Origin of the sequence: Parabacteroides sp. AF21-43, from assembly GCF_003635435.1 — a bacterium.
Lineage (GTDB): Bacteria > Bacteroidota > Bacteroidia > Bacteroidales > Tannerellaceae > Parabacteroides > Parabacteroides distasonis.
Window position 1 is genome coordinate 42,459 of the sequence record NZ_QTMG01000011.1, and the last position, 25,996, is coordinate 68,454.

A 25,996-nucleotide genomic window follows, 5' to 3' on the forward strand; every position below is an offset into this window, starting at 1 on the left:
TTATACCTGTCTTGAAGCTATATGCCTCAAACGGAAAAGAAGAAGCTTTTAAGGTGGTACTGAATTAGTCCCCAGACATGTCCCCATGAGAGAGTATATCTTCTCTAATACAGTCCCCACACATAGGTACAAGATCTGTATTACAAAAGAGAAAAGTTTATAGCACAAGAAAAACTTGGTGAGGGGTATATAAAAACAAACCAGATAGCTTGACGAGTCAAGGGCTACCAAAAGTAAAGAAGTAAACTATCGGGGTGCGCTTTAAGACGCAAAGTTTGCTATTTTTCTCGCCAAACCGGGAGGGATTGCCAATACTTCGGGAATCCCATATCTTTAAGTTCGAGCAGATGACAATCAGACTTAAGCAATTCTTTGATATGCTTTTTGAAGTCGCTACCGGGACTAATGATGTCAAGGATATAGGTGATACAGGAAAGCACGGCAAACAACTTGTTTGTGCGAATTTGTCCGATTGTGGTTCTATCCATAAACAGATAAAGAGTGTTGTATGGTAAGGTCACGCTGACCATAAAGCGGCGATTCCAAACGCGGCTGTGGTGAGCGCAACAGTTGCGAAGATTGGATATGGCGTGTAGCCAATTCTCCAAGATAGCCACTTTCTTCAAGCCGAATTGTTCGGTGATATCCTCTTTGCGGTTGTCTAACTTTAAGGATTGGAACAAACGACTCAATGTGGTAAACGACACCACTTCGAGCGCCATCCAACTTGGTGGCATCGGCGGGTCATTGTATTTGGAGTTGTAATGCTTGATAAAATCCTCGTTGCTACGGTTTACGTCCGCTTCGATATGTTCCATCAAGTCGTCATAGCCGAAGCGATACAAACTTTCATCATCGTACCAATGGCTATTGCCTGTGCTTTCGGCATAAACTTGTACAACCTTTGTGCGTACTGCCACTTCAATCTTTTCAATTGCATTGAAAATGAGTGAGCGCAGTCTGCGATCGAAGCAATAAAGGGCAATGATGTCCTCAAAGTGAATATCTTTACGGGTAAAGTTATGGTCGCAATCTTCACCGTTCTCTTGGAACGGATAAGTGTAAGCACGAAGCCGATAGTAGCTAATGTTGAAAAGATAAGAGGTTGCCTCGCTTTCATCATCGAAAATAAGCCCCCGTTGTTTTAGCCGTGCAATTTGCTCGGCGATAGTCAACGGCTTCTTTGTATAATCAATTTTATCGGTCAATTTTATCAGAAGTTACCATATAAAAACTCGAAGACCTCCCCGGGTGCGCTGTTCTACGGGAAGCGTGGGAGGTCATATTGCTTGCGAAGGTAATACTTTTATCTGAATCTACAAAGGTTATACAAAAAAGTATTTGTGCATTACGTTTTTTCTATAATTCAGTCCCCTGCAAGGGCAAGGCATTTTGAATAAGTAAATAGTGGTTCATCACACCATCCCCAAAGTCTCGAACATCCCCCGGTAAATAGCGGCCTTCTCCTCCAACGGCCTCGGATAAGCTCTAGAGGATGAAGGCATACGGAACAGCCTCATCGTCCTTCCCATACAAGAAAATTCCGACGAGAAGCCCACTTTCGGCTCCTCCGTGCCGGGCAATACGGAGAGGAGAGTATCCATCGCTTTCTGCCCGGTTACCACGATCGCCACGCATTCCGGTATCTGGGACAAGACCTTTTCCGGATCGATCGGCCGTACCACCTCAAGGAACTTATCGGAGGCGTTCGCTTTCAAGCGGATCACCTCCATGGCGGTATCACCGATCCCGATCCCCTTCTCCCGGCAGAAAGCCTTCGCCTTCTCCTCGCTGAACGCCTTCTTGTCTCGCAGGAACGCATCCTTGTTCCCATAGAAAATCAAGCCAAGGATGCGCCACATATCATTCTGGATATTCGGGTAATAAAAATCCATGCTCCAACGAGCTTTTGGAGGCGGGAAACTTCCCAGCATCAGCAATCTCGTATTCTCCGGGAGGAAGAAACCTAGCGGATGCAGCTCGGTGGTCATGCTTCCTTGTTCTTTTTGAGTTCCTTCTTCTGGTCCTCTTTCGCCAGAAGCACGACGTTATACACGAAGTCCGTGATCCATTGCTCGGAGTAGCCTAGTTTCTCGGCATACTTACGCACGCTCCACGCGGCCTTCTGCACGCTGATATCCTTCCACTCGGACTTGGTCAAGATTTCGTGAACCGTCTTCGTCGTCATATTATACAGCAACTTCTTCACCAGCATGGAGAAGCGGAACTTCCACTGCATCAGATTACCAAGCAAGTTGAACAAGTCATTGCAGAAACCTTGGAACATGAAGAAATACGTCTTGATATCGTTCTGGTTCTTGCAGTTCTTCTTCACCGAGCTGTCGATCTCCTTGAAGAAAGCCTCGCTTAGGCCGTAATCCTCCATCAACACCTTGCGCACACGGGATTTCTCGGCGACACCCAATTTGTTATTCTGGGTCGGTATCTTCAACATGCGTTTGAACAAAGCCATATCGGCGAGCATGTTCAAGTTGGTGATACCCAAGTTCACAGCCATAACGGCTTGATAATATACACGGATTAAAGATACGAACTCCTCCACGGAACCTTTGCCGGCCTCTTCCGCCTCAGATACGTTCTTCTTGAATAGCTTAGAAATAAAATTCATCGTACGATTATTAAATAGTTTCGAGCCGCAAATATACGAAAACTTACCGCCAATGCAGAATAACTATTCAATTCTCTCCACCGTAACCTCCGGAAATTGCTCCATCAATAGCAACAGTGGACTTTCCTCCGTGTTTTTACGGGCCTTCAACACGATGCTGACGACGTACTCGTCCTTCTCCTGATGCCCCAGTCTTTTCATGTCATAGCTTACCAGCAGGAAACCTTTCTCGTAGATAACACGGGCGATCCGGTTGATCGCCTCCTTGTCGGAGGTAGAGAATACCACCAAGGAACTTCGCATCCCAATGCTTTTAAAAATAACGCTCAACAGCTCCAGCCCGGCGAGCGTCAACAAAGTGGCGGCGATACCGAGCCCGTACATGCCTGAGCCGACGGCCAGACCGATACCGGCGGTCGCCCAGATACCGGCGGCGGTAGTCAATCCCCGCACGAATTGTTTCTGGATGATGATCGTACCCGCCCCGATGAAACCGATGCCACTCACCACTTGGGCGGCCACACGGCTCGGATCGAGACTTACGCTATTCTCTAGGATGACATCTTGGAAGCCATATTGGGAGACAACCATGATCAACGCGCTACCCAACGAAACAAGGAAGTGAGTCCGGTAACCCGCCTCCTTCGCACGGTACTCACGGTCTAGCCCGACAACGGCGCCCAGAATACCTGCCACGAAAAGTCTTAGTATGAAATCCCACATCATAATCAACGATCTTTTAGGTTTTACCCCGAAAGATAGGAATTATTTATTGATTCAGCCGCCATTCACGGTGATAAGAATCGATCGCCTCCCGGACGGAGCCATGTAGGAGCAGGAGATTCTTGCTCTGCTCGTAATCCAGACGAAGCTCTTCCATGATCATACGGGTGCCACGGTCCACCAATTTTTGGTTGGTCAGTTGCATGTTCACCATCCGGTTCCCCTTCACCCGGCCCAGCTTGATCATCGTGGAGGTCGTGATCATATTCAGCACCATCTTCTGGGCCGTACCGCTCTTCATCCGCGTACTTCCGGTGACGAACTCCGGACCTACTACCGGCTCGATGGCGATCTCCGCCTCCGCCGCCATCGGGGAGTCCGGGTTGCAGGAGATAGAGGCCGTCAGGATTCCCTCGGAGCGTGCCTTACGCAGGGCGCCAATCACGTAGGGAGTCGTACCCGAGGCGGCTATCCCCACCAAGGTATCGTTCGTATTGATATGATATTGTTGAAGTTCCTCCCAAGCCTTATCCAGATCGTCTTCCGCCGACTCCACTGGATTCCGGAGCGCCCGGTCACCGCCGGCGATCAAACCGATCACCAAGGTATTCGGCATACCGTACGTGGGAGGGATCTCGGAGGCGTCCAAGACACCCAAGCGACCACTCGTACCCGCCCCGATATAGAAGAGCCTGCCGCCTCTCCGCATCCGCTCTACGATACGGGTTACCAGCTTCTCGATCTTCGGGATCTCCCGGCCAACGGCGATCGCCACTTTCCGGTCCTCGTTATTGATGCCTTCCAGCAACTCCCGGACAGACATCTGATCCAGATTATCGTACAACGATTCCGACTCGGTTATCTTTTGAAATGCCATAACTCATTCATTTTTTTCTTCGTTCGTAAAATGATACCGGATCAATCCGTTCATGGGAGCCTGTACGACCGTACCGACCTTCAAGTCTAAGGATAAGGCCGCAGCTTTCAATACCTCCTGATAATAATAGGCGATAGAGCCTACGAAATGAATCGGGTACGTATCAGCTCCCGGATATAACGCCACGTTACGGAGGAAAAAGCTACGGAAACTCGTATAGACCAAATTATAAATCGGTTGCTCGGTGATATTCTCCAACAAGAAACGGGATAAGGTAGCCAAGAAACGATTCGGGAAAGGTTGTTTATATACCCGCTCCAACAATAAGGCGGGCGTCAACTCATATTGATCCATAAACTTCTGAACCAAAGGCGCCGGCAACTGACGCTTCAAGCAATCCCCTACCAATAACTTCCCGAGCACGGCGCCACTACCCTCATCCCCCAGAATGAATCCCAAGGGAGAGATATGCTCCGTTATCTCCGTCCCGTCATACAGACAAGAATTCGATCCCGTCCCCAATATACAGGCGATTCCCGGACGGCTCCCGCATAAGGCACGAGCAGCCGCCATCAAGTCGCTATACACCTCTATGGGAGCCGGGATATAAGGCGTAATCGCCTCTTCCACGATCCGGTTCTTCTCCGGGAAGGCGCAACCGGCGCCATAGAAGTAAATGGCATCGATCCGCTCACCCCTCAACGCAGGCAATAAGGCACCCCGGATTTCTCCGGCAATCTCCTCCCGTGTCTGGAAATAAGGATTGGTACCCGCTGTCACGACCGTACGCACCGGTCTGCCTTGATCCGCCAGGCACCACTCCGTCTTTGTAGATCCGCTATCCGCAATTAATATCATATACTTATTATAATATCAAATTCTGGAGAATATATACCACCGCGCCGGACAAATATCCCGCCAAGGCCAACAGAGAGATATTCTTCAAGTACCAAATAAAATTGATCCGTTCCAAGCCCATCACGACGACTCCGGCGGCGGAACCGATGATCAACATACTTCCACCTACTCCTGCGCAATAAGCCAAGAACTGCCAGAACACGCCGTCTTGCATGAAGTTCGCCAGATAAGCCGGATCAGTCGCCGCAGCCACCATAGCGTCCGTAGCCACCGGGTACATACCGATAGCACCCGCTACCAACGGAACATTATCCACGATAGACGATAAGGCGCCGATAATCAGGTTCACCGCATACACATTGCCTACCGTATCGTCCAGCCAGAAAGCGAAATCCGACAATACGCCACTGCAACGCAAGGCATCCACCGCCAAAAGGATTCCGAGGAAGAATAACAAGGTCGCCCCGTCTATACGGTGAACCACCTTGGACAAACGCAATTTCAAGTCCTCGTCGATCGGTTTACGGGCGTATAGCATCTCCGTATAGAACCAAAGAATACCCACTCCCATCAAGATACCCATAAACGGGGGAAGATGAGTAACCGTCTTGAATACAGGCACGAACAATAAACACAACACACCGATGATCAAGATCGATAACTTCTCCTTATCCTTCAATTTCTTCAGCAACTCATTGTCCGCCTCCATTTGCGAGAACGCGTTAGGGGGCGTCACGTTGCCATGCAAGAAACGCATGGCGATCAAGACCGGGATCAACGCCGATACGATACTCGGCAGGATCAAATGGGGAATCGTGGATGACGTGGAGATATTTCCCCTTACCCAAAGCATGATCGTAGTCACGTCGCCAATCGGTGACCAAGCGCCACCGCTATTCGCCGCTATAATAATGATACTGCCGAACACCCACCGCTCTTTATAATTCCCGAGCAACTTACGGATCAGCATGATCATGACAATCGAGGTCGTAAGGTTGTCCAACACGGCCGACATAAAGAACGTGATCACGGCGATCAACGCCAGCAGTTTCTTCTTTTTCTTCGTGGTAATATGATTCGTGATAAACATGAAACCGCCATGGGCATCGATCAGCTCCACGGTTATCATCGCCCCGATCAGGAATATAAGCGTCTCGGCGATCTCTCCGATACTATCCAGAACCTGATGCTCCACGACGAACCGGGTACATTGTTCCTTAAACGTTAAAGAACCCAAAGAGGGGAACGATTCCAAGAACAAGCTGAATTCCTCTGCCGAGGCCCTCGGGATGAAAAACGGGGCCGCGTACGTGTACATAACCCATAAGATAGTACCAATAAGCAAAGCCGTTCCCGCCTTGTTTATCTTTAGAGGATGTTCCAATGCGATCATCAAATAACCGACAAGGAACACAATGACCATTGCTGTCAACATAACTTCATGATTTAGGTTTAAACGCTACAAATGTAGAAATAATAACTCTGTAACACGATAGAAAAACAGAATGTTTTTTAAGATAATTTTACCAAACATGCGAAAGGAACCGGACTGCTCCGATTCCTTTCCTATTCTCTCGAGGGAAAACTATAACCCCGAGACAATTCACTCTACAACCAACATCTTATCACCCACGGAGACCTTGTCTGTCTCATTGATATACACCTCTTTCACCACTCCATCGATCGGCGTACGGATCTCGTTCTCCATCTTCATGGCAACCAATACGCAAAGCGGGTCTCCCGCCTTGACCTCATCGCCTACCTTGACATATACCTTCTGGATCACGCCCGGCATCTGGGCCTGTATGACCTGACGGCCGACCGTCTTGGAACTGGTTCTCGACAGGCGTAATTTCTTCAACTCGTCAATCACCTGTACTTGGAAATAATCACCTTTATTCTTTACCTCATAGGTGGAATCTCCAACACTGGATATTTGTACGCCATGAGATTTATGGTTCATGATGATCGAGTGAATCGTATCTCCGCCCAGATTGTAATCTACATCATAAACGGTACCGTTTACGGATACTTTCTTGATAGGCCCGTCTTCCAGAATCTCTACCTTGAACTCTGTGTCGGGAATATCGTTAACCGTGGCAAAATAAGTCGCTAAAGCCTTTGACATAATCATTCCTCCTCTCATTAAAAGTTATTGGCCAACATTTGTAACTTCCCGTAGTGCTTCCACAGGGACTCCCCTACCAGCGGAACGGTCGTCGCACGGGCGGCCGCCTCTTTCTCCTCCTCGTAATGCTTCAAGGCGGCGGCGATCACGGCGACGGTCGGGTCGCTATTCTGGCGACGCTTCAAGTCTTCCTTATCGAACTTGGTGTCGATAAAGGTCGTATCGTAATTCCCCTTCAAGAAGGTCGCATTATGCAACACACGCAGGTGGAACGGAATCGTTGTCTTGATTCCCAAGATCTTGTATTCCCGCAAGGCACGTATCATATTCGAGATGGCGGACTCACGGGTCCGGCCCCATGTACAAAGCTTGGCGATCATCGGATCGTAATGCAAGGACACCTCGAAACCGGCGTAAGCGGCGCTATCCAGACGCACGTTACGTCCCTCGGGAGCCTCACGCACCTTGATCACGCCCGGAGAGGGCATAAAGTTATTTTCCGGGTCCTCCGCATAGATACGGCATTCCAAGGCATGTCCCCGGCAAGCTACATCTTCCTGTTTATAAGGCAGACGATTTCCTGCGGCCACCAAGATCATATCGCGCACCAAGTCCACGCCCGTTGTCTCCTCCGTCACCAGATGCTCCACTTGAAGGCGGGTATTCATCTCGAGGAAATAGAAGTTCTGGTCCTTATCCATCATGAACTCCAACGTCCCGGCACTGTAGTAACCGATTTTCTTGCAAGCCTCCACCGCTACGGCCAACATCTTCTGGCGAGCGGCCTCCTTCACGAATGGAGAGGGCGCTTCCTCGATCACCTTCTGGTTACGGCGCTGGATAGAGCACTCACGCTCATACAGATGGATCACGTTCCCATATTTATCCCCGAGTACCTGCACCTCGATATGATGGGGGTTCTCGATATACTTCTCGATATAGATGGCGTCGTTTCCGAACGAGTTGGCCGCCTCGGAACGAGACATACGGAAAGCCGCTTCCATCTCATCCTCGCTATGTACCAAACGCATACCCTTTCCACCGCCTCCGGCAAGCGCCTTTAGCATAATCGGATAACCCACCTCGGCGGCTACTTTCTTGGCATCCTCTAGGTCCGTCACCGGCTTTTCCGTTCCGGGTACAACCGGCACACCGGCTTCTTTCATGATCTTACGGGCCTCGGTCTTGATACCCATCTTGGCGATCACGTCGGCGCTCGGGCCGATAAAGATCACGCCCTCCTCCTCGCAACGACGGGCGAAGTCGGCGTTCTCCGACAAAAAGCCGTAACCCGGATGAATGGCGGCTCCTGTCTTCTTGGCGATCTCAAGGATCAAGTCCGGCTTCAAGTAAGAGGTATCCGCTTCATCTTCCGAGATGCAGTAGGCTTCCTCCGCATAACGTACATGTAATGCTCCGCGATCCACATGCGTATAGATCGCTACGGTCGGGATGTTCATCACCCGGCAGGTGCGGAATATCCGCATCGCTATCTCGCCACGATTGGCTACTAATACTTTCTTTATCATAAGGATTCGTTTTTAAAGAGGAATATTGGAATGCTTCTTCGGAGGATTGGATTGCCGTTTGTTGGCCAGCAACTCAAAACTACGGATCAAGCGGCTGCGTGTGATAGACGGCTCGATGATCTCGTCTACATAGCCTAACTCAGCGGCCCGGTACGGGTTAGCGAACTTCTCCCGGTAATCGGCTTGCAATTCCTTCCGTTTGCCTTCGGGATCTTCCGCGGTCTTCAAATCCTTACGGAACAAGATATTCACGGCACCATCCGGTCCCATGACAGCGATCTCGGCGGTTGGATAAGCGAAGTTGATATCGCCCCGGATATGCTTGGAGCTCATCACGTCGTAAGCGCCGCCATAAGCCTTTCGGGTAATGACGGTCACTTTCGGCACGGTAGCCTCGCAATACGCATACAATAACTTAGCGCCATGACGGATAATTCCCTCGTACTCTTGGTTCACGCCCGGCAAGAAACCCGGTACATCCACCAGCGTCAACAACGGTATATTAAACGCATCGCAGAAACGGACGAAACGGGCGGCCTTTACGGATGCGTTGATATCCAGCGTACCGGCCAACGCGGCAGGTTGATTCGCCACGACACCGATCGTCTTTCCATTCAAACGGATATAACCGATAATGATGTTCTTGGCATATTCCTCTTGTATCTCGAAAAAGTTTTGATCATCAGCCACGGAAAGGATCAACTCTTTCATGTCGTACGGCTGGTTGGGATTAGTAGGAACCAGCAGATCCAATTGCGGATCGATGCGGTTCGGGCTATCGGTAGTAGGAACGAATGGCGGCTCTTCCATATTATTATTCGGCAAGAACGACATCAACTCACGTATCTTCAAGATACAATCCATATCGTTATCCGCCGTGCAATGAGCCACTCCGGAACGGGTGCTATGCACTTCCGAGCCTCCCAGATTCTCCATCGTAACCTCTTCTTGCGTCACGCTTTTCACGACCTCCGGGCCGGTGATAAACATATAGCTCGTTTGTTTTACCATAAAGATAAAGTCCGTCAACGCCGGCGAGTAAACCGCTCCACCCGCACACGGGCCCATAATGGCGCTAATCTGCGGGATCACGCCCGAAGCCAACGAGTTCCGGAGGAATATCTCGGCGTATCCCGCCAAGGAACGAACTCCTTCTTGAATACGTGCGCCTCCCGAATCGTTCAACCCGATCACCGGAGCGCCTAGTTCCGTTGCCATGTCCATGATCTTACAGATCTTACGGGCATACGTCTCGGACAAGGCTCCACCGAATACCGTGAAGTCCTGAGCGAAAACAAATACCGTGCGTTGCCCGATCATTCCGTAACCGGTGACCACGCCATCCCCTAATGGACGCTGTTTTTCTAAACCGAACTCATGGCACGTATGTGTCACGAACTTGTCGATTTCCACGAAACTACCTTTTTCCAATAGTAGTTCGATTCTTTCTCTAGCGGTTAGTTTACCTGCCGCATGTTGCTTCGCAATGCGGTCTTCTCCGCCCCCTAACTCAGCTTTGTGGTTGAGAGCTTTTAATTGTTCAATTTTTTCCTTCATGGCGTATCTCTTTAATTATCCGGGAAACGTTCAATATATTAGAAAACAAAGTCTGTAAATGTATTGTTTCCTAAAGAAACGAAATGTATCATATATTACATCTATCGCCCGATCAATGAGATCTATCAAGAAGGATATTTTTTAGTAAATACTGAAATCTTGCGGCTTGATCACGAAACCGATCCGCAGCATGCTTTTGTATTGATTGTATTCCAAAAGGTTCTCACCGTAACCATTATAATATTGCAGGAAGAAATATTGGTTCTCGTTATTATTAAACTTATAGCTCAACTCGATCTGAGTGTTAAAGCTGAACCAAGTCTTTCGTTTGGTCAAGATAACCCCGCAGTTAAAGCGCCTGTTGTCTGTCCGGTAATTGGCGGCTACTTGGAATATACCATTATATTTAAGGATGTCTTTATTTTCCCCACCATCCACGATCGGTATCCAGCCCTTGAATTGAACTTCCCAGTTCTTATTCAACAGGACAGCCGCCGCTAGGGTGATCTTGTTCCAACTTCGGGAGAAGATGCTATCTTTACCGTTCGACTCGTGCTCGACCATCAAATAGCCTTTCCCGATATATTTATTCTTATGCACGATAAGGTGCCCCAAACCGATACCCGGATTAAAATTCAAGTCGCGCATCGGCAAGGACTCTTGAAAGACATTCCAAAAAGCCTTTTGCGTGTATTGCAAGAAAAGATAGGTATCGAAGGGGAGTTTACTTTTCGTAAGACGCTGGGCGATGCTCAACTGGAATTTAACGTCGGAGTTTCTCGCCGTAGGCTTGTTGCCGATAGGGATACCGCCAATAAAATAATTGTCCTTGAATAAGGTAAAATAAGGTGACTTATCCAAAATCGCACGAATACTATCCGCATTATAACTCTCTTCCGGCCCTTTCGCTAAAACTTGCGAATGTGCCATACCGCAAACAAGAAGGAAGAGAAAGGATATAATCGTTTTTTTCATAAATGATCTTAAATTATAAATATGTCCGCGAATATAGGGGAAACGGCAGTTGGCTTTATCGCCCAAATTACATGAATAATGGTCATTTCACCTATGAATATAATATATAAACCAAAATTCAAGAGGTTAGTTCATTTTTCCTATATTCGCGGCTATGGAAGAAATCTATAGTTATTACAAAGAAAATATCGACGCTTATACACGGCGCTTGGGTAATTTGAAAAAGAAGATCCATTTGATGGGGAGTATCCGGTTGGCTTTAGTGGCGGGAGCGATCCTCTCCTTATGGATATTCAGGGATGAGAGTTGGCAATGCCTGACGGGGATCACCTTCGCTTATATCATCCCGTTCGCGCTCCTGATGTGGTACCATAATAAAATGTACGCACGAAAAGTATACGCCGAGACCTTGATCAAACTGAACGAGGATGAGCTAAAAGGACTGGACTATGATTTCAGCGCGTTCGACGGGGCGGCCGATAAGATCTCGGGCGAGCACTCTTTCTGCTTGGATCTGGATGTGTTTGGAGACCGCTCCTTGTTTCAATCGCTCAATCGTACCGTAACCGGGTTCGGGCGGGAACGACTGGCCGGTTGGCTCTCGAATCCCTTGACGGATAAGAAGGAGATCGTCAAACGGCAAGAGGCTGTCAAGGAATTAGCGGCTTTATCCGCCTTACGGCAGCATTTCTATGTGACGGGAATCATCCGGCAGGACACGCAAGATACGAGAGACAACGATATCAACTTTATGGACCGACTCACTCAGCGTAAGCATAAATTCGTTGATAGCCTACCGTGGAAACTATTGATCTGGGCGGTCCCAGTGTTGTGGATCGTATTGGGTATCGCTTACTCGCTGGATTGGATCAGCGGGAGTTTATTGAATATTTATTTCTTAATCACGTTAGTGATCGCTTACGGACGAGCCAAGGAAATCAATGCGCTTTACGCGACCGTCAATAAGATGGAGTCTATTTTCAATCGGTACTCAAAGCTGATGCAATGTGTGGAAGAAGATAATTTCCAGTCGGAAGAGCTGAAAGAGATCAGCGGGCAATTAGCGAATGAGAAGGAATTGGCCTCGCATGCTATCAAACGCTTGTCGTCGTATATCGGAGGATTAGACCAACGATTCAGTTTGGCGGGTATCATTTTCAATCTCTTCTACTTGCGGGATACACGCCATGCCATCCTTTTGGAACGCTGGATTCAGACTTACTCCGATAAACTTCCGCTTTGGTTCGACGCGCTGGCTCGTTTCGACGCGCTGAACTCGTTGGGTGGTTTCGCTTTCAACCATCCGGAATACATCTATCCGGAGATTGCCGACACTTATTTCCAGATGGAAGGCAAGGCTTTGGGACATCCTCTTTTGAACCGGGATGTCTGCGTAAAGAACGATATCGATATCCGCAAAAGTCCTTGGTTCCTGATTATCACCGGAGCGAATATGGCCGGAAAAAGTACATACCTCCGGACGATCGGTGTCAATTACTTATTGGCTTGCGTAGGCGCTCCGGTCTGTGCCGCCTCCTTGACGGTTTATCCCGCCCACATGGTTACCAGCTTGCGTACCTCGGATTCCTTGGCTAGCAACGAGTCTTATTTCTTTGCGGAGTTGAAACGGCTGAAAATGATTATCGACAGGCTGCAAAACGGGGAGAAGCTATTTATCATCTTGGACGAGATCTTGAAGGGAACAAATTCTATCGACAAGCAGAAAGGCTCTCTTGCCCTTATGAAACAGTTGGTCGCTTATAAGGCTTGCGGCATCATCGCCACCCACGATTTAGTGTTGGGTACTTTGGAGGAAGAGTTCCCGGAACAAATAAAGAATTACCGCTTCGAAGCGGATATAAAAGACGAGGAGCTATCCTTCTCTTATCAACTAAGAGAAGGGATAGCCCAGAATATGAATGCTTGTTTCTTAATGAACAAGATGGGAATCTTGTTTAATTGAAAATTGAAAATTGAGAATTGAAAATTGAGACAAGTGGTAAAATAGCTGTCACTTGTCAACTGTCAACTACTTTTTGTATTTGGTTTTGATTGCGGGTAGGACTTTTTGGATTTCCGCTATACGAGTGGCATCACTGGGGTGCGTACTCATAAATTCCGGCGTAGAGCCACTCTTTCCGGCGGACATCTTTTGCCAGAAGTTGACTGCCACGTCCGGATTGTATCCCGCCATAGTCATGAATACCAATCCCATATAATCCGCTTCCGACTCGTGCTTACGGGAGAAAGGAAGCATTACGCCATACTGCGCTCCCACACCATATACTGTATTGGCCGCTTGCTGTACCGCCGCGCTCTTATTGCTTACGGCCGCACCTAAAATCGCCGCTCCGTATTGGGCCATTAGTTGCTGGCTCATACGTTCATTGCTGTGTTTAGCCACGGCATGGGCGACCTCATGCCCGATGACTACCGCCAATTCATCGTCCGAGGAAACCAAAGGCAGCAATCCCTCGTACACCACGATCTTGCCGCCTGGCATACAGAAGGCGTTCACCTGCGGATCATTCACCAAATTAAACTCCCAAGAGAAGTTTTTTACCTCATCCGCCATCCCGTTCGCCCGCAAATAGTCCTCCGTAGCGGCGGCTATCTTCTTTCCGACCCGGGTTACCATAGCGCTCTTGTTCGCGTTCGTCGACTTCTTCGCCGTCTTTATATAATCGTTATACTGGGTAAGGCTGGACGATAACACCTCTTGGTCCGAAACCAACAGCACTTGCTTACGTCCTGTTAACGGTACGCTGGAACAGCCTGCCAATAAAAGCAAGGCCACGAATAAACTTGCTATTTTTCTCATATCCTTTTACTTGAAATTAAACCTGATACTCTCTTTTTAATAACGCAAAGATACTACCATTTTGTTCAAAACAACCACCCCCTTTCGTTCTTTCTATAGGAAGTATTAGCCTTTTCTTTCAACAACATCCATCATTTACCATCCGTTGCATGATCATCCACCAATTGGTACATGATCTTCTAACAGCTGTTGCATGATCATCCAACGGCTGATAGAAGATGAATATAAATAGATGAAATGCCTAACACTTACAGTGATTAAACCTAAGCTAAGCAGGAAAATCCCTTACCCCCTACTTATATCAGAAAAAAAAGCCCTTGATTGTATATTTATTCAACAATACTCTTTATATTTGCAGCCTGTTTTGCATAAATATACAACATGAGTACAAAGAAGGAACGATTGGATGCCATTTGCGGTATTATACAGACGAAGGTGATAAGTAATCAAGAAGAACTGCTCAAAGAATTGGAAGATAGCGGATTCTCGGTTACGCAAGCTACGCTTTCCCGCGACATCAAGCAACTGAAAGTAGCCAAGGTACACGACGGAAACGGAGATTATGTATATCGCCTTCCCGAAGAGAGTATAAGCAAACAAGCACAGCCTGAAGGCAAGAAAAAGCCGAATATCGAGTTTTCCGGAAACTTGGCGGTGGTGAAGACACGACCGGGTTACGCCATGGGAATTGCCTCGGACATAGACTCCCATGCCCCCAGCGAGATACTGGCCACCATAGCCGGAGACGATACGATCTTGGTAATCCCCCGCAACGGTGTGAGCCAAGAGAAGGTGATTGCCGCTTTATCACATTTTATATAAAAGGAAAAAACTAAGAACAAACAATAAAATGGAACAAGAAATAGAAATTGATGTTATGATCGCTGATGCCTCTCACGAGGTATATGTGGATACGATCCTAGATACGATCGAGTCTGCCGCTAAAGTCCGGGGCACGGGTATCGCCAAACGTACGCACGAGTATGTGGCCCAGAAGATGAAAGAGGGCAAAGCGGTGATCGCTTTGGCGGGAAACGAGTTCGCCGGGTTTAGTTATATCGAGTCATGGGGAAACAAGCAGTACGTGACTACCTCCGGCTTGATCGTACATCCGAATTTCCGGGGCCTGGGTATCGCGAAACGCATCAAGGACATGACTTTCCAACTTGCCCGCATGCGCTGGCCGAAAGCGAAGATATTCAGCCTTACCTCCGGCGCTGCCGTGATGAAGATGAATACCGAGCTGGGATATGTACCGGTTACGTTCTCCGACTTGACGGACGATGAGGCTTTCTGGCGAGGTTGCAACGGTTGCGTGAACCACGATATCTTGGAACGCACCGAACGTAAGTATTGCATCTGCACGGCCATGCTGTTCGACCCGGCCGATCCGCATCGTGCGCAACGAGAGCGGGAGGCCCGTAATCAGACTAAAAAGGACTAAATTAATACGATAGAAAAACAACATAAAATAAAGAAACGATGAAGAAGAAAGTAGTAGTAGCGTTCAGCGGAGGTTTGGATACCTCATTCACGGTCATGTATCTGGCTAAAGAAAAAGGATACGAGGTATACGCCGCTTGCGCTAACACAGGTGGTTTCAGCGAGGAACAATTGAAACAAAACGAGGAGAACGCCTATAAGCTAGGCGCCACGAAATACGTGACGATCGACGTTACGAAAGAGTATTACGAAAAGAGCTTGAAGTACATGATTTTCGGAAACGTGCTGCGTAATGGTACGTATCCGATCTCCGTAAGCTCCGAGCGTATCTTCCAAGCCTTGGCGATCGCCCGCTATGCGAACGAGATCGGCGCCGACGCTATCGCCCATGGTTCTACCGGAGCCGGTAACGACCAGATCCGGTTCGATATGACTTTCTTGGTATTGGCCCCGAACGTGGAGATTATCACGTTGACCCGCGATATGGCCTTGAGCCGCGAGGAAGAGATCAACTACTTGAAGGAGCACGGTTTCGAGGCCGATTTCACAAAGTTGAAATATTCCTATAACGTAGGTCTCTGGGGAACCTCTATCTGCGGTGGCGAGATTCTTGATTCCGCGCAAGGATTGCCCGAGAGCGCATATTTGAAACAGGTGGAGAAGACCGGCAGCGAGCAATTGCGCATCGAGTTCAAGAACGGTGAGGTTCATGCCGTGAATGGTGAGGTGTTCGAGGATAAGATCGCCGCTATCCAGAAGATCGAGGAGATCGGGGCCGCTTACGGTATCGGCCGTGATATGCACGTGGGCGATACGATCATCGGTATCAAGGGACGGGTCGGTTTCGAGGCTGCCGCTCCTATGTTGATTATCGGGGCGCACCGCTTCCTAGAGAAATATACGTTGAGCAAATGGCAACAATACTGGAAGGATCAGGTAGCGAACTGGTACGGCATGTTCTTGCACGAGAGCCAATATCTGGAACCGGTGATGCGCGATATCGAGGCGATGTTGCAAGAGTCTCAGCGTAACGTGAACGGTACGGCTATTCTGGAGCTTCGTCCGTTGTCCTTCTCTACCGTTGGCGTAGAATCTGAGGATGACTTGGTGAAGACGAAATTCGGTGAGTACGGAGAGATGCAGAAAGGTTGGACTGCCGAGGACGCTAAGGGCTTTATCAAGGTTCTTTCTACTCCGTTACGTGTTTATTATACGAACCATAAAGACGAAGAGATATGATTAAATGCGGAATTATAGGCGGAGCGGGTTACACGGCGGGTGAATTGATCCGCCTGCTCCTAAACCACCCTGATGCCGAGCTTACATTTATAAACAGTAGCAGTAACGCCGGTAACAAGATCACGGACGTGCATGGCGGTCTTTATGGCGAGACGGATTTGGTGTTCACCAGCGAGTTGCCGTTAGATAGCATCGACCTTCTGTTCTTCTGTACCGCTCATGGCGATACGAAAAAGTTCATGGAGAGCCACACGGTCCCCGAGAACGTGAAGATTATCGACCTGAGCATGGACTACCGGATCGAAGGCCCGGAGCACGATTTCGTGTACGGCCTGCCGGAATTGAACCGCCGCCGGATTTGCAACGCCCGGCATATAGCGAACCCCGGTTGTTTCGCTACTTGCATCCAATTGGGCGTATTGCCGTTGGCGAAGCACTTGATGCTGAATTCCGACTTGCATGTCAATGCCATCACGGGATCAACGGGAGCGGGCGTGAAGCCTTCTTCCACCTCTCACTTTAGCTGGCGCAACGACAACATATCGATCTATAAGCCTTTTACGCATCAGCACTTGGCCGAGATCAACCAAAGCTTGAGCCAGTTGCAGAAGAGCTATTCAAGCCGGATCAACTTCATCCCCGTACGCGGTAATTTCTCCCGTGGTATATTCGCCACGACATACATCGATTGCAAGATCGACTTGGTAGAGATCCGACGTATTTATGAGGAATACTATGATGATCACAGCTTCACGTTTATCACTGATAAGAACCCGGATTTGAAACAAGTGGTAAATACGAATAAATGCTTGATCCACTTACAGAAAATAGATGATAAGCTTCTTATCATCTCTATGATCGATAACTTATTGAAGGGTGCTAGCGGCCAAGCAGTCCACAACATGAATCTATTGTTCGGGTTGGAGGAGACGGTTGGTTTACACTTAAAACCCTCCGCGTTTTAAAAAATACTATAAAGATGAATTTATTCGACGTATATCCATTATTTAATATAGAGATCGTACAAGGCAAGGGATGTCATGTATGGGATAGCGAGGGAAACGAGTACCTCGACTTATATGGCGGCCATGCCGTGATCTCGGTGGGGCACAGCCACCCTACTTACGTAAAGGCGATTACCGAGCAGGTAAATAAATTAGGCTTTTACTCGAACTCGGTTATCAATAGCTTGCAACAAAAATTAGCGGATAAGCTAGGGAAGGCTTCCGGCTACGATGATTATTCGTTGTTCTTGATCAACTCCGGAGCGGAGGCGAACGAGAATGCGTTAAAACTGGCCTCTTTTCATAATGGCAAGAAGCGGGTGATCGCATTCAAGCACGCCTTTCATGGGCGTACCTCCGCCGCCGTACGTGTGACGGATAACCCGAAGATCATCGCTCCGGTAAATGAGGATCTAGCGGTTACTTATCTTCCATTGAACGACGCTTCCGCCGTAGAGGAAGAGTTGAAGAAGGGGGATGTATCGTCCGTGATCATCGAAGGTATCCAAGGTGTAGGTGGCATCCAATTGCCAACGGATGATTTTATGCGTGAGTTACGCAACCTGTGTACGACTTATGATGCCTGTCTGATCTTGGATGAGATTCAATCCGGATATGGAAGAAGCGGTAAATTCTTCGCGCATCAATATGCCGGTATCAAGCCGGATTTGATCTCAGTAGCGAAAGGTATCGCCAATGGCTTCCCGATGGGTGGGTTATTGATCAGCCCGAAATTCAAGCCGGTTTATGGTATGCTCGGCACTACTTTCGGCGGTAACCATTTGGCTTGCGCGGCCGCTATCGCCGTTCTTGATATAATGGAAGACGAGCGTTTGATTGATAACGCGGCAAAAGTGGGTGCCTATTTATTGGAAGAGCTTCATAAACTTCCGGGTATCAAGGAAATTCGGGGCCGTGGTTTGATGATCGGTATCGAGTTCGAGGAATCTATCAAGGAAGTGCGTAGCAAACTTCTCTTTGAAGAGAAAGTGTTCACGGGCGTAGCCGGAACCCATACGATCCGTCTGCTTCCTCCGCTTTGCTTGACGATGGATGAGGCCAAGGAATTTATCCGTCGCTTTAAGAAAGTCCTAAACGCTTAATTGTTCTTTATTTCATAAAAAGGGAGGATGTCTTAATCAGCGTTCTCCTTTTTTCATTCCTCCCCAACAGCTACGTAAATTAAGTATCACCCTTTGTCAAAAAAACATCATTCCCTTTTCCGAAAAAAACACTAACTTTACGCAGTCTAAACTTTGAGTCTCTAATTACTAATGAACACGATCGATGAAATATCTATTTATAGGAGTATTCACTTTGTTGTGCCTATTTGCCTGTCAATCTAACGATTCCAAATACATCATAAAAGGCACCCTACCCACCGCGCAGCAGGATGGGGAATGGATTTATCTGGCACCCATGGAAAACGCCTCGATCGAAAATATCGATTCTACGAGAATAGAGAACGCACGGTTTACTTTCCAAGGAACGGGAGAAGAGATGAAAGTCCTCCGTATGCGTATCCTCTTGCGTCTCAAGTTTCAAGAGTTACTGGTCGTAACGGAACCGGGTGTGACCTCGGTACGGATAGACTCCATCAGCTCGGCCTCCGGTACACCGCAAAACGACGCCTTGCAGCATTGGAAAGACCGGAAGCAAAAGACCGATGGCGAATCCTATGCCCTATGGACAGCGCTTAAGACCTGCTCGCCGGGAGATTCCATCCGCATCAAGCAGACATGGGATTCCTTGAGAGTAGAGACGCAAGCTTTTAATTATGCGTTCATGAAAGAACATATCAACCAAACGGTCGGGAAATTCCTCTATAAGATGATAAAAACCTCCTTGACCGAAGAGCAACGAAAGGAACTGGATGAAGCGAATCATTAAACAGGATCTGTCGATCACGCTAGCGGTACTGGCGATAGCGATCTTCGCTTTCTTCTTCTGGATGTACCCCTATCATTTGTTCCACAAAGAGCAAATGATGCTGTTCTTGTACAGCGGTGAGTTTCTCCGTGGATATTTTCAGGAGGAAGCGTGGCTGGCTTGTCTCACCGGCGATTTCCTCACGCAATTCTTTTATTATATCGGGGGAGGCCCGTTCATCCTAAGCGTTGTCTTAACTTTATTTGCCCTGCTTACCTATCGGACATTCCGGCAATTCGTCAGCAAGAGATACGCCCTTCCTCTTATGATACTACTTGTATTATGGGAGGCCGGAAGGTCTTGCGGACTCGCCTATCCGTTATCCGCGACTCTCTCCTTGATCGGAGCAGAAGGTGTTTTCCTGTTATATAGCCGGAGCCAAACTGAGGGGCAACGTCTTCTTACCTGCATTCCTGCCATGCTTCTTTGCTATTGGTGCTTCGGGTACGGGGCATGGCTCTGTCTGGCCCTTATGCTGGCCGCCGGAATCATAGCGCACCATCAAAAGCTAAGTGCCCTGCTCGCGGTTGGTATATTGCTTCTTCCAGCGACCCAATATCCCGCTACCACTTGGTGGAGTAAGCCGGATCTCGACCGGGAGTATGTACTCAGCCTCGATGTGGAACATTATTTCGGAAATATACAAAAGATGAGGAAACATCTCGAGACAGACCGCCAAATCCTTTGGGTGACCTATTACCGGAACCTGTACAATGCCACGCATCCATCCGAGATCAACTCACCCGTGTCTCTCTCCCGGAACCTCCTAGCGTGGAATCAACCGGGTACGAATGGGTTGATCCTTCCCGTAAACCCATCTGCTTCTTTTCTCTCTATCCTATTCGCCAACGAGTTATGGTTCACGTTAGGAGATATGACTATGGCCGAGCATTGCGCCATGCTAAGTATGATCTTCTCTCCTCGCAATTCGGGTAGCCGTATGATCAAACGGCTGGCTGAGATCAATCTGGTCAATGGGGATGATGAAGCAGCTCTTAAATATCTACGTATATTAGACAAGACACTCCTTCATAAAAGCTGGGCCGAAAAGAGAATACCCGGTCAGCAAACCCCGCGAGTAAAGGAGTGGCTGGAGAAGAAACGCAGAGACATCCCGACCCAAGACCAACTACGTTCCGGTAACGATGCCGTGACTTCCTTACAGAACTTAGTCGCCTCGAACGCCGGCAATCTCCGTGCTTACGAATACTTACTCTGCTATCATTTACTCTCCAAAGATCTCCGTTCTTTTGTAGAAGATTATGTACCGGGTAAGGTCTCTAGTCCCATTTTCGCCGAGGCCCTGCTGATCCATCTCGCCCGCCAAGGTAATATCCGTGCGGAAGAGCTTATAAAATACCAAATCCCGGTAGAGATAGCGAAAGAATTCGCCGATTATACCCGGCTTTATGAGGCAAAGGACACGAGTTTGAAAGAGAAATACGGCAAGACCTATTGGTTCTATTATCATTTTGCGACCACAGAGCCCGGAAAGGAGAGTAAGCCATGAAAGAAGCAAGAATCATGAAAGAGAACATAACCTATTACCTCGTCTGGATAATCTGCTTGCTGGCAGGATGTGCCCCTACCCCGAAGCAAATAGAGGATACCACAGACCCAATCCCCATGTATCCCGATTATACGGATATCATGATTCCCACGAATATCGCCCCTCTCAACTTCTTATTGAGAAACGATGCGGACGCTATGCAAGTAACTTTGAAAGGGGAATCAAAAGAGATACAATTATCTTTCGGAAAGAAAGCTATTTTCCCTTTAAACCTATGGGAAAGCCTTTTAGAGCAGGAAGTGGGCAACCGCCTACAAATAACCGTAGTCGCCCGTATCAAGGGTAAATGGTTTCGTTACCCCTCTTTCTACTGGCAAGTAGTTCCGGAGAAACTGGATAGTTATATAAGCTACCGACTTATAGAACCCGGCTACGAGGTATGGAACAAGATCCAATTATACGAGCGGGAGATCAATACCTTCGAGGAACGGGTTATTGCCGACAACAAAGATACCGACGGTTCTTGCATGAACTGCCATATTTACGGAAATAAGAAAGGAAGTTTATCCATGTTCCATTTACGGGGAAAGCAAGGAGGCACACTGCTGAACCGTAACGGACATTTGAGGAAGTTGAAACTGAGCAACGACAGTCTGCCGAATGGGGCTGTCTATGGCGATTTCCATCCATCGGGGCAGTTCGCCGTTTTTTCCACGAATATTATCATCCCTGCTTTTCATTCGTTAGGAAGTAAGCGGTTGGAAGTCTATGATACGACCTCCGACCTAGTGGTCGCCGATTTCAGAAAGAAACAACTCATCACCTCCCCATTGACTAGCCGGAAGGATGAGTTAGAGACCTTCCCAACTTTCTCGCCCGATGGGAACTGGATCTATTATTGTTCCGCTCCTCTCCTGCCGTTGCCCGATAGCATCCATAGCCTAAAATATTCCCTATGCCGCATATCTTTCCATAAAGATACCAAAGAATGGGGCCAACGGATCGAGACCGTATGGGATGCCCAGAAGCATAATGGCTCCGCCTGCCATCCCAAGATATCGCCCGACGGTAAATACCTGCTTTTCACGGTAGCCGATTATGGAACCTTCCCGATCTGGCACCGAGAAACAGACCTGCATATGATGAACCTCCAGACCGGGAAGATAGATACCTTACCTGCCGTCAACTCCGATAAATCGGATACCTACCATAGCTGGTCCTCTAACAGCCATTGGTTTGTCTTTGCCAGTAAGCGGGATGACGGACTATACGGAAAGCCTTATTTCTCTTACGTGGATAGTACGGGAAAAGCCTATAAACCGTTCGTACTCCCGCAAGAGGATCCGGAACATTGCGATATCACGTTAAAATCTTATAATATACCTGAATTATCCACTAGCGAGCTTCCTTTCGACGCTGAAGATGTACAAGAGATCTACTACGACGAGGAAGCTGAGACTTTTAAATAATAGAATCATGGAAAATACACGTAAATATAGATACATAAGAGGAATCGCCTCCTTATTATTCGGCTGTGCGATTTGCCTGTTTTGGGGACTTTATTATCCTCATCATTTACATTACCACGAGCAATTCCAGTTATTCCTGTTCACGCCGGAATATGGAATCGACAAATGTCTCCATCCCGGAGGCATCGCTGAATATATAGCGGAGTTCCTGACGCAGTTCTATTATTTCGCTTGGGCAGGGGCTACGATCTTGGCGATCGTTCTCGTGCTTATCCAACGGCAAATAAACTGGCTGGCCAAACAAATGGGGGCTTCCGACTTTTGGTATCCGCTCAGCTTTCTCCCTTCCATCCTGCTCTGGGTATTTTTATGTGATGAGAATGCCCTGCTGGCATTCCCCGTCTCCATAACTCTCGCCCTCTTCGCTCTAGTCATCCAGCGAAAAACTGCTCATTCATGGGGACGAATTATCTATACGCTCCTAATGATGCCGGTGCTCTACTGGATCGTAGGTGGTGGGGCCTATTTCATCTTCGTGATCGGAGTAGCAATCGGGCATTGCATCAAATCCGTGCCAGCCACATACAACAAATCCTATATTTGGATTCCTATCTACATCTTGCTTGGAATCCTATGCCCCCTATTGGCACAAAACCTCACGCAATATCCATTGCTTAGCCTCATAACCGGTATCGATTATTATCGTTTCCCCATGATCGTTCCCAACACCCTATTACTGACAATCGCTACCGTAGCCATAATGCCCGGGGCATTAGCCTTGCTACCCCCACCGGCAAAGGGTACTAAAGTTTGGATGGCCGCTATCCCCACCCTGCTCCTTATCGGTGGTGGCACATGGATCTATGCCGCCAGCAATCCGGATAAGGAAGAGGCCATGAAATACGACTACCTCACCCGCATGAAACAATGGAACAAGATTATCAAAGCGGCGGAAAACAAAGAACCAAATTCCCCCTTCTCCGTGACCTGCTTAAATCTGGCTCTCGCCAAGACCGGACAATTAGGGGATCGCATGTTCCATTTCTACCAGAATGGAACGGAAGGATTGATCCCGACCTTCCAAAGAGATTTTACCTCACCGCTCCCAACCAGCGAGATATTCTATCATCTGGGAATGATCAACTCCTCACAACGCTATATGTTCGAGGCGATGGAGGCTATCCCCGACTATAAGAAAAGCGGACGTGCCTATATGCGTCTGGCCGAGACCAACTTGATCAATGGACAATACGCAGTCGCCGCCAAATACCTGCGGGCTTTGCAGCATACCTTGTTCTATAAGAAATGGGCGACCAACGCCATGAGCTATCTAAATAACGATGAAAAGATAGAGAAGCATCCCGAATGGGGATGGTTGAGAAAAGCCCGATATACGGAAGATTTCTTGTTTAGCGACACGGAAATGGATGTCATGCTAGGCTTATTGCTGCAACATAACAAAAGTAACCGGATGGCTTTCGAGTATATGTTAGCCTATGTCTTACAAAAGAAGGATCTGGAACGCTTCATGAAATATTATCCGCTGGGAAAAGATCTAGGCTATAATCACATACCCATCTCTTATCAAGAGGCATTGATTTTCATTTGGACACAGCAGCATCCTAATTTCCAAGGCCTTCCTTGGAGCATCTCCCGCAACGTATTGGAAGGGGTAAGCGAGTTCGCCCGTGTCTATATGACGCAGAAAGACTCCGAGCCTATCCTTCGCCCGAAATACGAGAAGACATTTTGGTATTACTTATTATTCAGAAAATAAACGGCCATGAGAAAGCTTATCTTATTATATAGTATATGTATAGCGTTATTTACCGCCTGTGGGGATTCGGTGGTATCCCCCGAACAAATAGAGAAATACCCGTCCATCTATCCGGATTATATCGGGGTAACAGTTCCCGCCACGATAGCTCCAATGAATTTCTCTTATACGGATACCTCCTATGAGCGGATAGATGTTATCGTAAAAGGGCACCAAGGCAAAGAGGTACATATAAACGCGAAGCATGTCAATTTCCCGGAAAAAGAGTGGAAGCAACTGCTCACCTCCAATCAAGGCGATAGTTTACTCTTTACTGTCAGTATCAAGCAAAAGGGTAAATGGAGTACTTACAAACCTTTCCCCATGTACATCAGCCCCCACCCGATCGATTACGGCCTAGTATACCGAAAGATCGCTCCCGGTTATGAAGTCTATAGCCGTATGGGTATTTATGAGCGTGATCTATCGTCTCATAAAGAAAGACCTTTGGTGGAAAACACGCTGGTCAAAGGTATGTGCGTAAACTGCCATGCCTTCAATCGTACGGACCCGAGCCATTTCAGTCTTCACATCCGAGGAACGCATGGAGCCACTTTTATGAGAACCGGCAATAAGGATGAATACCTCAACACGAAAACAGATCAGACAATCGCCGCTTGCGTCTATCCCTACTGGCATCCCGGAGGCGAATATATAGCGTATTCCACGAACAACACCCGGCAATCGTTCCATACGGTTAAGGACGAGCGGGTAGAAGTCTTGGATTTGGAATCTGATGTAGTCGTTTACCATCCGGCAGATCATCGTCTACTTCTTTGCGATTCTTTGCAAAAGAAAGACAGGTTCGAGACCTTCCCCGCATTCTCCCCGGATGGTCGTACGCTTTACTTTTGTTCCGCCGAGGCTAAAAAGATTCCCGAAGAATATAAAGAGATAAGATATAATTTATGTAGTATCGATTTCGATCCCTCTACCGGTACATTCGGGAGCCGTATCGATACGTTGGTGAACGCTGAGGCTTTAGGGAAAAGCGTATCTTTCCCCCGTCCTTCCTATGACGGCAAATATATTATGTTCACCTTATCCGATTACGGAAACTTTTCGATCTGGCATAAAGAGGCGGATCTATGGTTACTGGACTTGACAAGCGGAGACCTCCGCAAGCTATCCGAAGTAAATAGCGATGACACCGAAAGCTTTCACAACTGGAGTAGCAACTCCCGCTGGTTTGTCTTCAGTAGCCGCCGGGGTGACGGCCTTTATACCCGCCTTTATCTGGCTAGCATGGATGAGAATGGCAAGATAAGCAAGCCCTTTCTCCTTCCCCAGGAAGATCCGGAAACCTATTACGATCGCTCTGTCTATTCCTATAATGTCCCGGATTTCACGAGCGAGCCTATCAAGATCGACACAAGGGTATTTGAAAAGAAGATAACCTCGAAAGAACGTATACAGGTACAAGCTAAGAAATAAAAATAATACCACTATCCGATAAAATAATACTAGATTGTCTGCCCGATACCTCTTA

General features: G+C 47.9%; 23 protein-coding genes. 11 read left to right on the top strand and 12 right to left on the bottom strand.

Features of this window, described 5'->3' with window-relative positions; genetic code table 11:
* Positions 1-278: 278 nt before the first annotated feature.
* The 11 genes from DWX84_RS09790 to DWX84_RS09840 all read right to left on the bottom strand — a co-directional run bounded on the left by DWX84_RS09790 (position 279) and on the right by DWX84_RS09840 (position 11,276).
* Positions 279-1,208 (bottom strand): Abi family protein, encoded by a 930-nt coding sequence (locus tag DWX84_RS09790; RefSeq protein ID WP_229103527.1) that lies wholly within the window; start codon positions 1,206-1,208, stop codon positions 279-281.
* 207 nt (positions 1,209-1,415) lie between these two features.
* Complete coding sequence (locus tag DWX84_RS09795) at positions 1,416-1,991, bottom strand: uracil-DNA glycosylase family protein (RefSeq protein WP_005865622.1); 576 nt, start codon at positions 1,989-1,991, stop codon at positions 1,416-1,418.
* Positions 1,988-2,629: a hypothetical protein gene (locus DWX84_RS09800; RefSeq protein ID WP_005865620.1), complete on the bottom strand. Its 642-nt coding sequence runs from the start codon at positions 2,627-2,629 to the stop codon at positions 1,988-1,990. The genes DWX84_RS09795 and DWX84_RS09800 overlap by 4 nt, the downstream gene beginning before the upstream one ends.
* Positions 2,630-2,692: 63 nt before the next feature.
* Entirely contained in the window at positions 2,693-3,355 is a 663-nt protein-coding gene (locus tag DWX84_RS09805; protein ID WP_005855247.1) for an MgtC/SapB family protein, read from the bottom strand.
* Positions 3,356-3,398: 43 nt separating this feature from the next.
* A complete protein-coding gene (gene murQ, locus DWX84_RS09810; RefSeq protein WP_005855245.1) occupies positions 3,399-4,229 on the bottom strand; it encodes an N-acetylmuramic acid 6-phosphate etherase in 831 nt (276 codons plus the stop codon).
* Between the two features lie 3 nt (positions 4,230-4,232).
* Positions 4,233-5,087, bottom strand: a complete 855-nt coding sequence (locus tag DWX84_RS09815; RefSeq protein WP_005865617.1) for an ATPase — start codon at positions 5,085-5,087, stop codon at positions 4,233-4,235.
* Between the two features lie 7 nt (positions 5,088-5,094).
* Entirely contained in the window at positions 5,095-6,522 is a 1,428-nt protein-coding gene (nhaD, locus tag DWX84_RS09820) for a sodium:proton antiporter NhaD (RefSeq protein WP_005865615.1), read from the bottom strand.
* Positions 6,523-6,690: 168 nt separating this feature from the next.
* The gene (locus DWX84_RS09825) at positions 6,691-7,215 is read right to left on the bottom strand and encodes a biotin/lipoyl-containing protein (RefSeq protein WP_036611924.1); all 525 of its coding nucleotides are present in this window, start codon (positions 7,213-7,215) and stop codon (positions 6,691-6,693) included.
* A gap of 17 nt (positions 7,216-7,232) precedes the next feature.
* Positions 7,233-8,744 carry an acetyl-CoA carboxylase biotin carboxylase subunit gene (accC, locus tag DWX84_RS09830; RefSeq protein WP_048928327.1) on the bottom strand — a complete coding sequence of 504 codons (1,512 nt, stop codon included), beginning with the start codon at positions 8,742-8,744 and terminating at the stop codon, positions 7,233-7,235.
* A gap of 12 nt (positions 8,745-8,756) precedes the next feature.
* Complete coding sequence (locus DWX84_RS09835) at positions 8,757-10,301, bottom strand: acyl-CoA carboxylase subunit beta (RefSeq protein WP_005855235.1); 1,545 nt, start codon at positions 10,299-10,301, stop codon at positions 8,757-8,759.
* Positions 10,302-10,442: 141 nt separating this feature from the next.
* A complete protein-coding gene (locus DWX84_RS09840) occupies positions 10,443-11,276 on the bottom strand; it encodes a phospholipase A (protein WP_022192059.1) in 834 nt (277 codons plus the stop codon).
* A gap of 154 nt (positions 11,277-11,430) precedes the next feature.
* Between DWX84_RS09840 and DWX84_RS09845 the strand changes: the two genes are divergently transcribed.
* Positions 11,431-13,239, top strand: coding sequence for a MutS family DNA mismatch repair protein (locus DWX84_RS09845; RefSeq protein WP_048928328.1), 1,809 nt, complete (start codon positions 11,431-11,433; stop codon positions 13,237-13,239).
* Between the two features lie 66 nt (positions 13,240-13,305).
* On the opposite strand, the gene DWX84_RS09850 is transcribed toward DWX84_RS09845, so the two are convergent.
* Entirely contained in the window at positions 13,306-14,097 is a 792-nt protein-coding gene (locus DWX84_RS09850) for a M48 family metallopeptidase (RefSeq protein ID WP_005855229.1), read from the bottom strand.
* Positions 14,098-14,478: 381 nt separating this feature from the next.
* Here DWX84_RS09850 and DWX84_RS09855 point away from each other — a divergent pair, with 381 nt between their 5' ends.
* The 10 genes from DWX84_RS09855 to DWX84_RS09900 all read left to right on the top strand — a co-directional run bounded on the left by DWX84_RS09855 (position 14,479) and on the right by DWX84_RS09900 (position 25,941).
* Complete coding sequence (locus DWX84_RS09855; protein ID WP_005855227.1) at positions 14,479-14,919, top strand: arginine repressor; 441 nt, start codon at positions 14,479-14,481, stop codon at positions 14,917-14,919.
* A 28-nt stretch (positions 14,920-14,947) separates the two neighbouring features.
* On the top strand, positions 14,948-15,541 hold the full coding sequence (locus DWX84_RS09860) for a GNAT family N-acetyltransferase (protein WP_005865603.1): 594 nt from the start codon (positions 14,948-14,950) through the stop codon (positions 15,539-15,541).
* Positions 15,542-15,579: 38 nt separating this feature from the next.
* Positions 15,580-16,779, top strand: coding sequence for an argininosuccinate synthase (locus tag DWX84_RS09865; protein WP_005855223.1), 1,200 nt, complete (start codon positions 15,580-15,582; stop codon positions 16,777-16,779).
* A complete protein-coding gene (argC, locus tag DWX84_RS09870) occupies positions 16,776-17,744 on the top strand; it encodes an N-acetyl-gamma-glutamyl-phosphate reductase (RefSeq protein ID WP_005855221.1) in 969 nt (322 codons plus the stop codon). Before DWX84_RS09865 ends, argC begins: the two co-directional genes overlap by 4 nt.
* Positions 17,745-17,758: 14 nt before the next feature.
* On the top strand, positions 17,759-18,886 hold the full coding sequence (locus tag DWX84_RS09875; protein WP_005855219.1) for an aspartate aminotransferase family protein: 1,128 nt from the start codon (positions 17,759-17,761) through the stop codon (positions 18,884-18,886).
* 184 nt (positions 18,887-19,070) lie between these two features.
* Positions 19,071-19,673: a DUF4369 domain-containing protein gene (locus DWX84_RS09880; protein WP_048928329.1), complete on the top strand. Its 603-nt coding sequence runs from the start codon at positions 19,071-19,073 to the stop codon at positions 19,671-19,673.
* Entirely contained in the window at positions 19,657-21,222 is a 1,566-nt protein-coding gene (locus DWX84_RS09885; RefSeq protein WP_048928330.1) for a DUF6057 family protein, read from the top strand. The genes DWX84_RS09880 and DWX84_RS09885 overlap by 17 nt, the downstream gene beginning before the upstream one ends.
* Positions 21,219-22,691: a PD40 domain-containing protein gene (locus DWX84_RS09890; RefSeq protein WP_048928331.1), complete on the top strand. Its 1,473-nt coding sequence runs from the start codon at positions 21,219-21,221 to the stop codon at positions 22,689-22,691. Before DWX84_RS09885 ends, DWX84_RS09890 begins: the two co-directional genes overlap by 4 nt.
* A 7-nt stretch (positions 22,692-22,698) precedes the next feature.
* Positions 22,699-24,468, top strand: coding sequence for a DUF6057 family protein (locus tag DWX84_RS09895; RefSeq protein WP_048928332.1), 1,770 nt, complete (start codon positions 22,699-22,701; stop codon positions 24,466-24,468).
* 6 nt (positions 24,469-24,474) lie between these two features.
* Positions 24,475-25,941, top strand: coding sequence for a PD40 domain-containing protein (locus DWX84_RS09900; RefSeq protein ID WP_048928333.1), 1,467 nt, complete (start codon positions 24,475-24,477; stop codon positions 25,939-25,941).
* Positions 25,942-25,996: the final 55 nt, after the last annotated feature.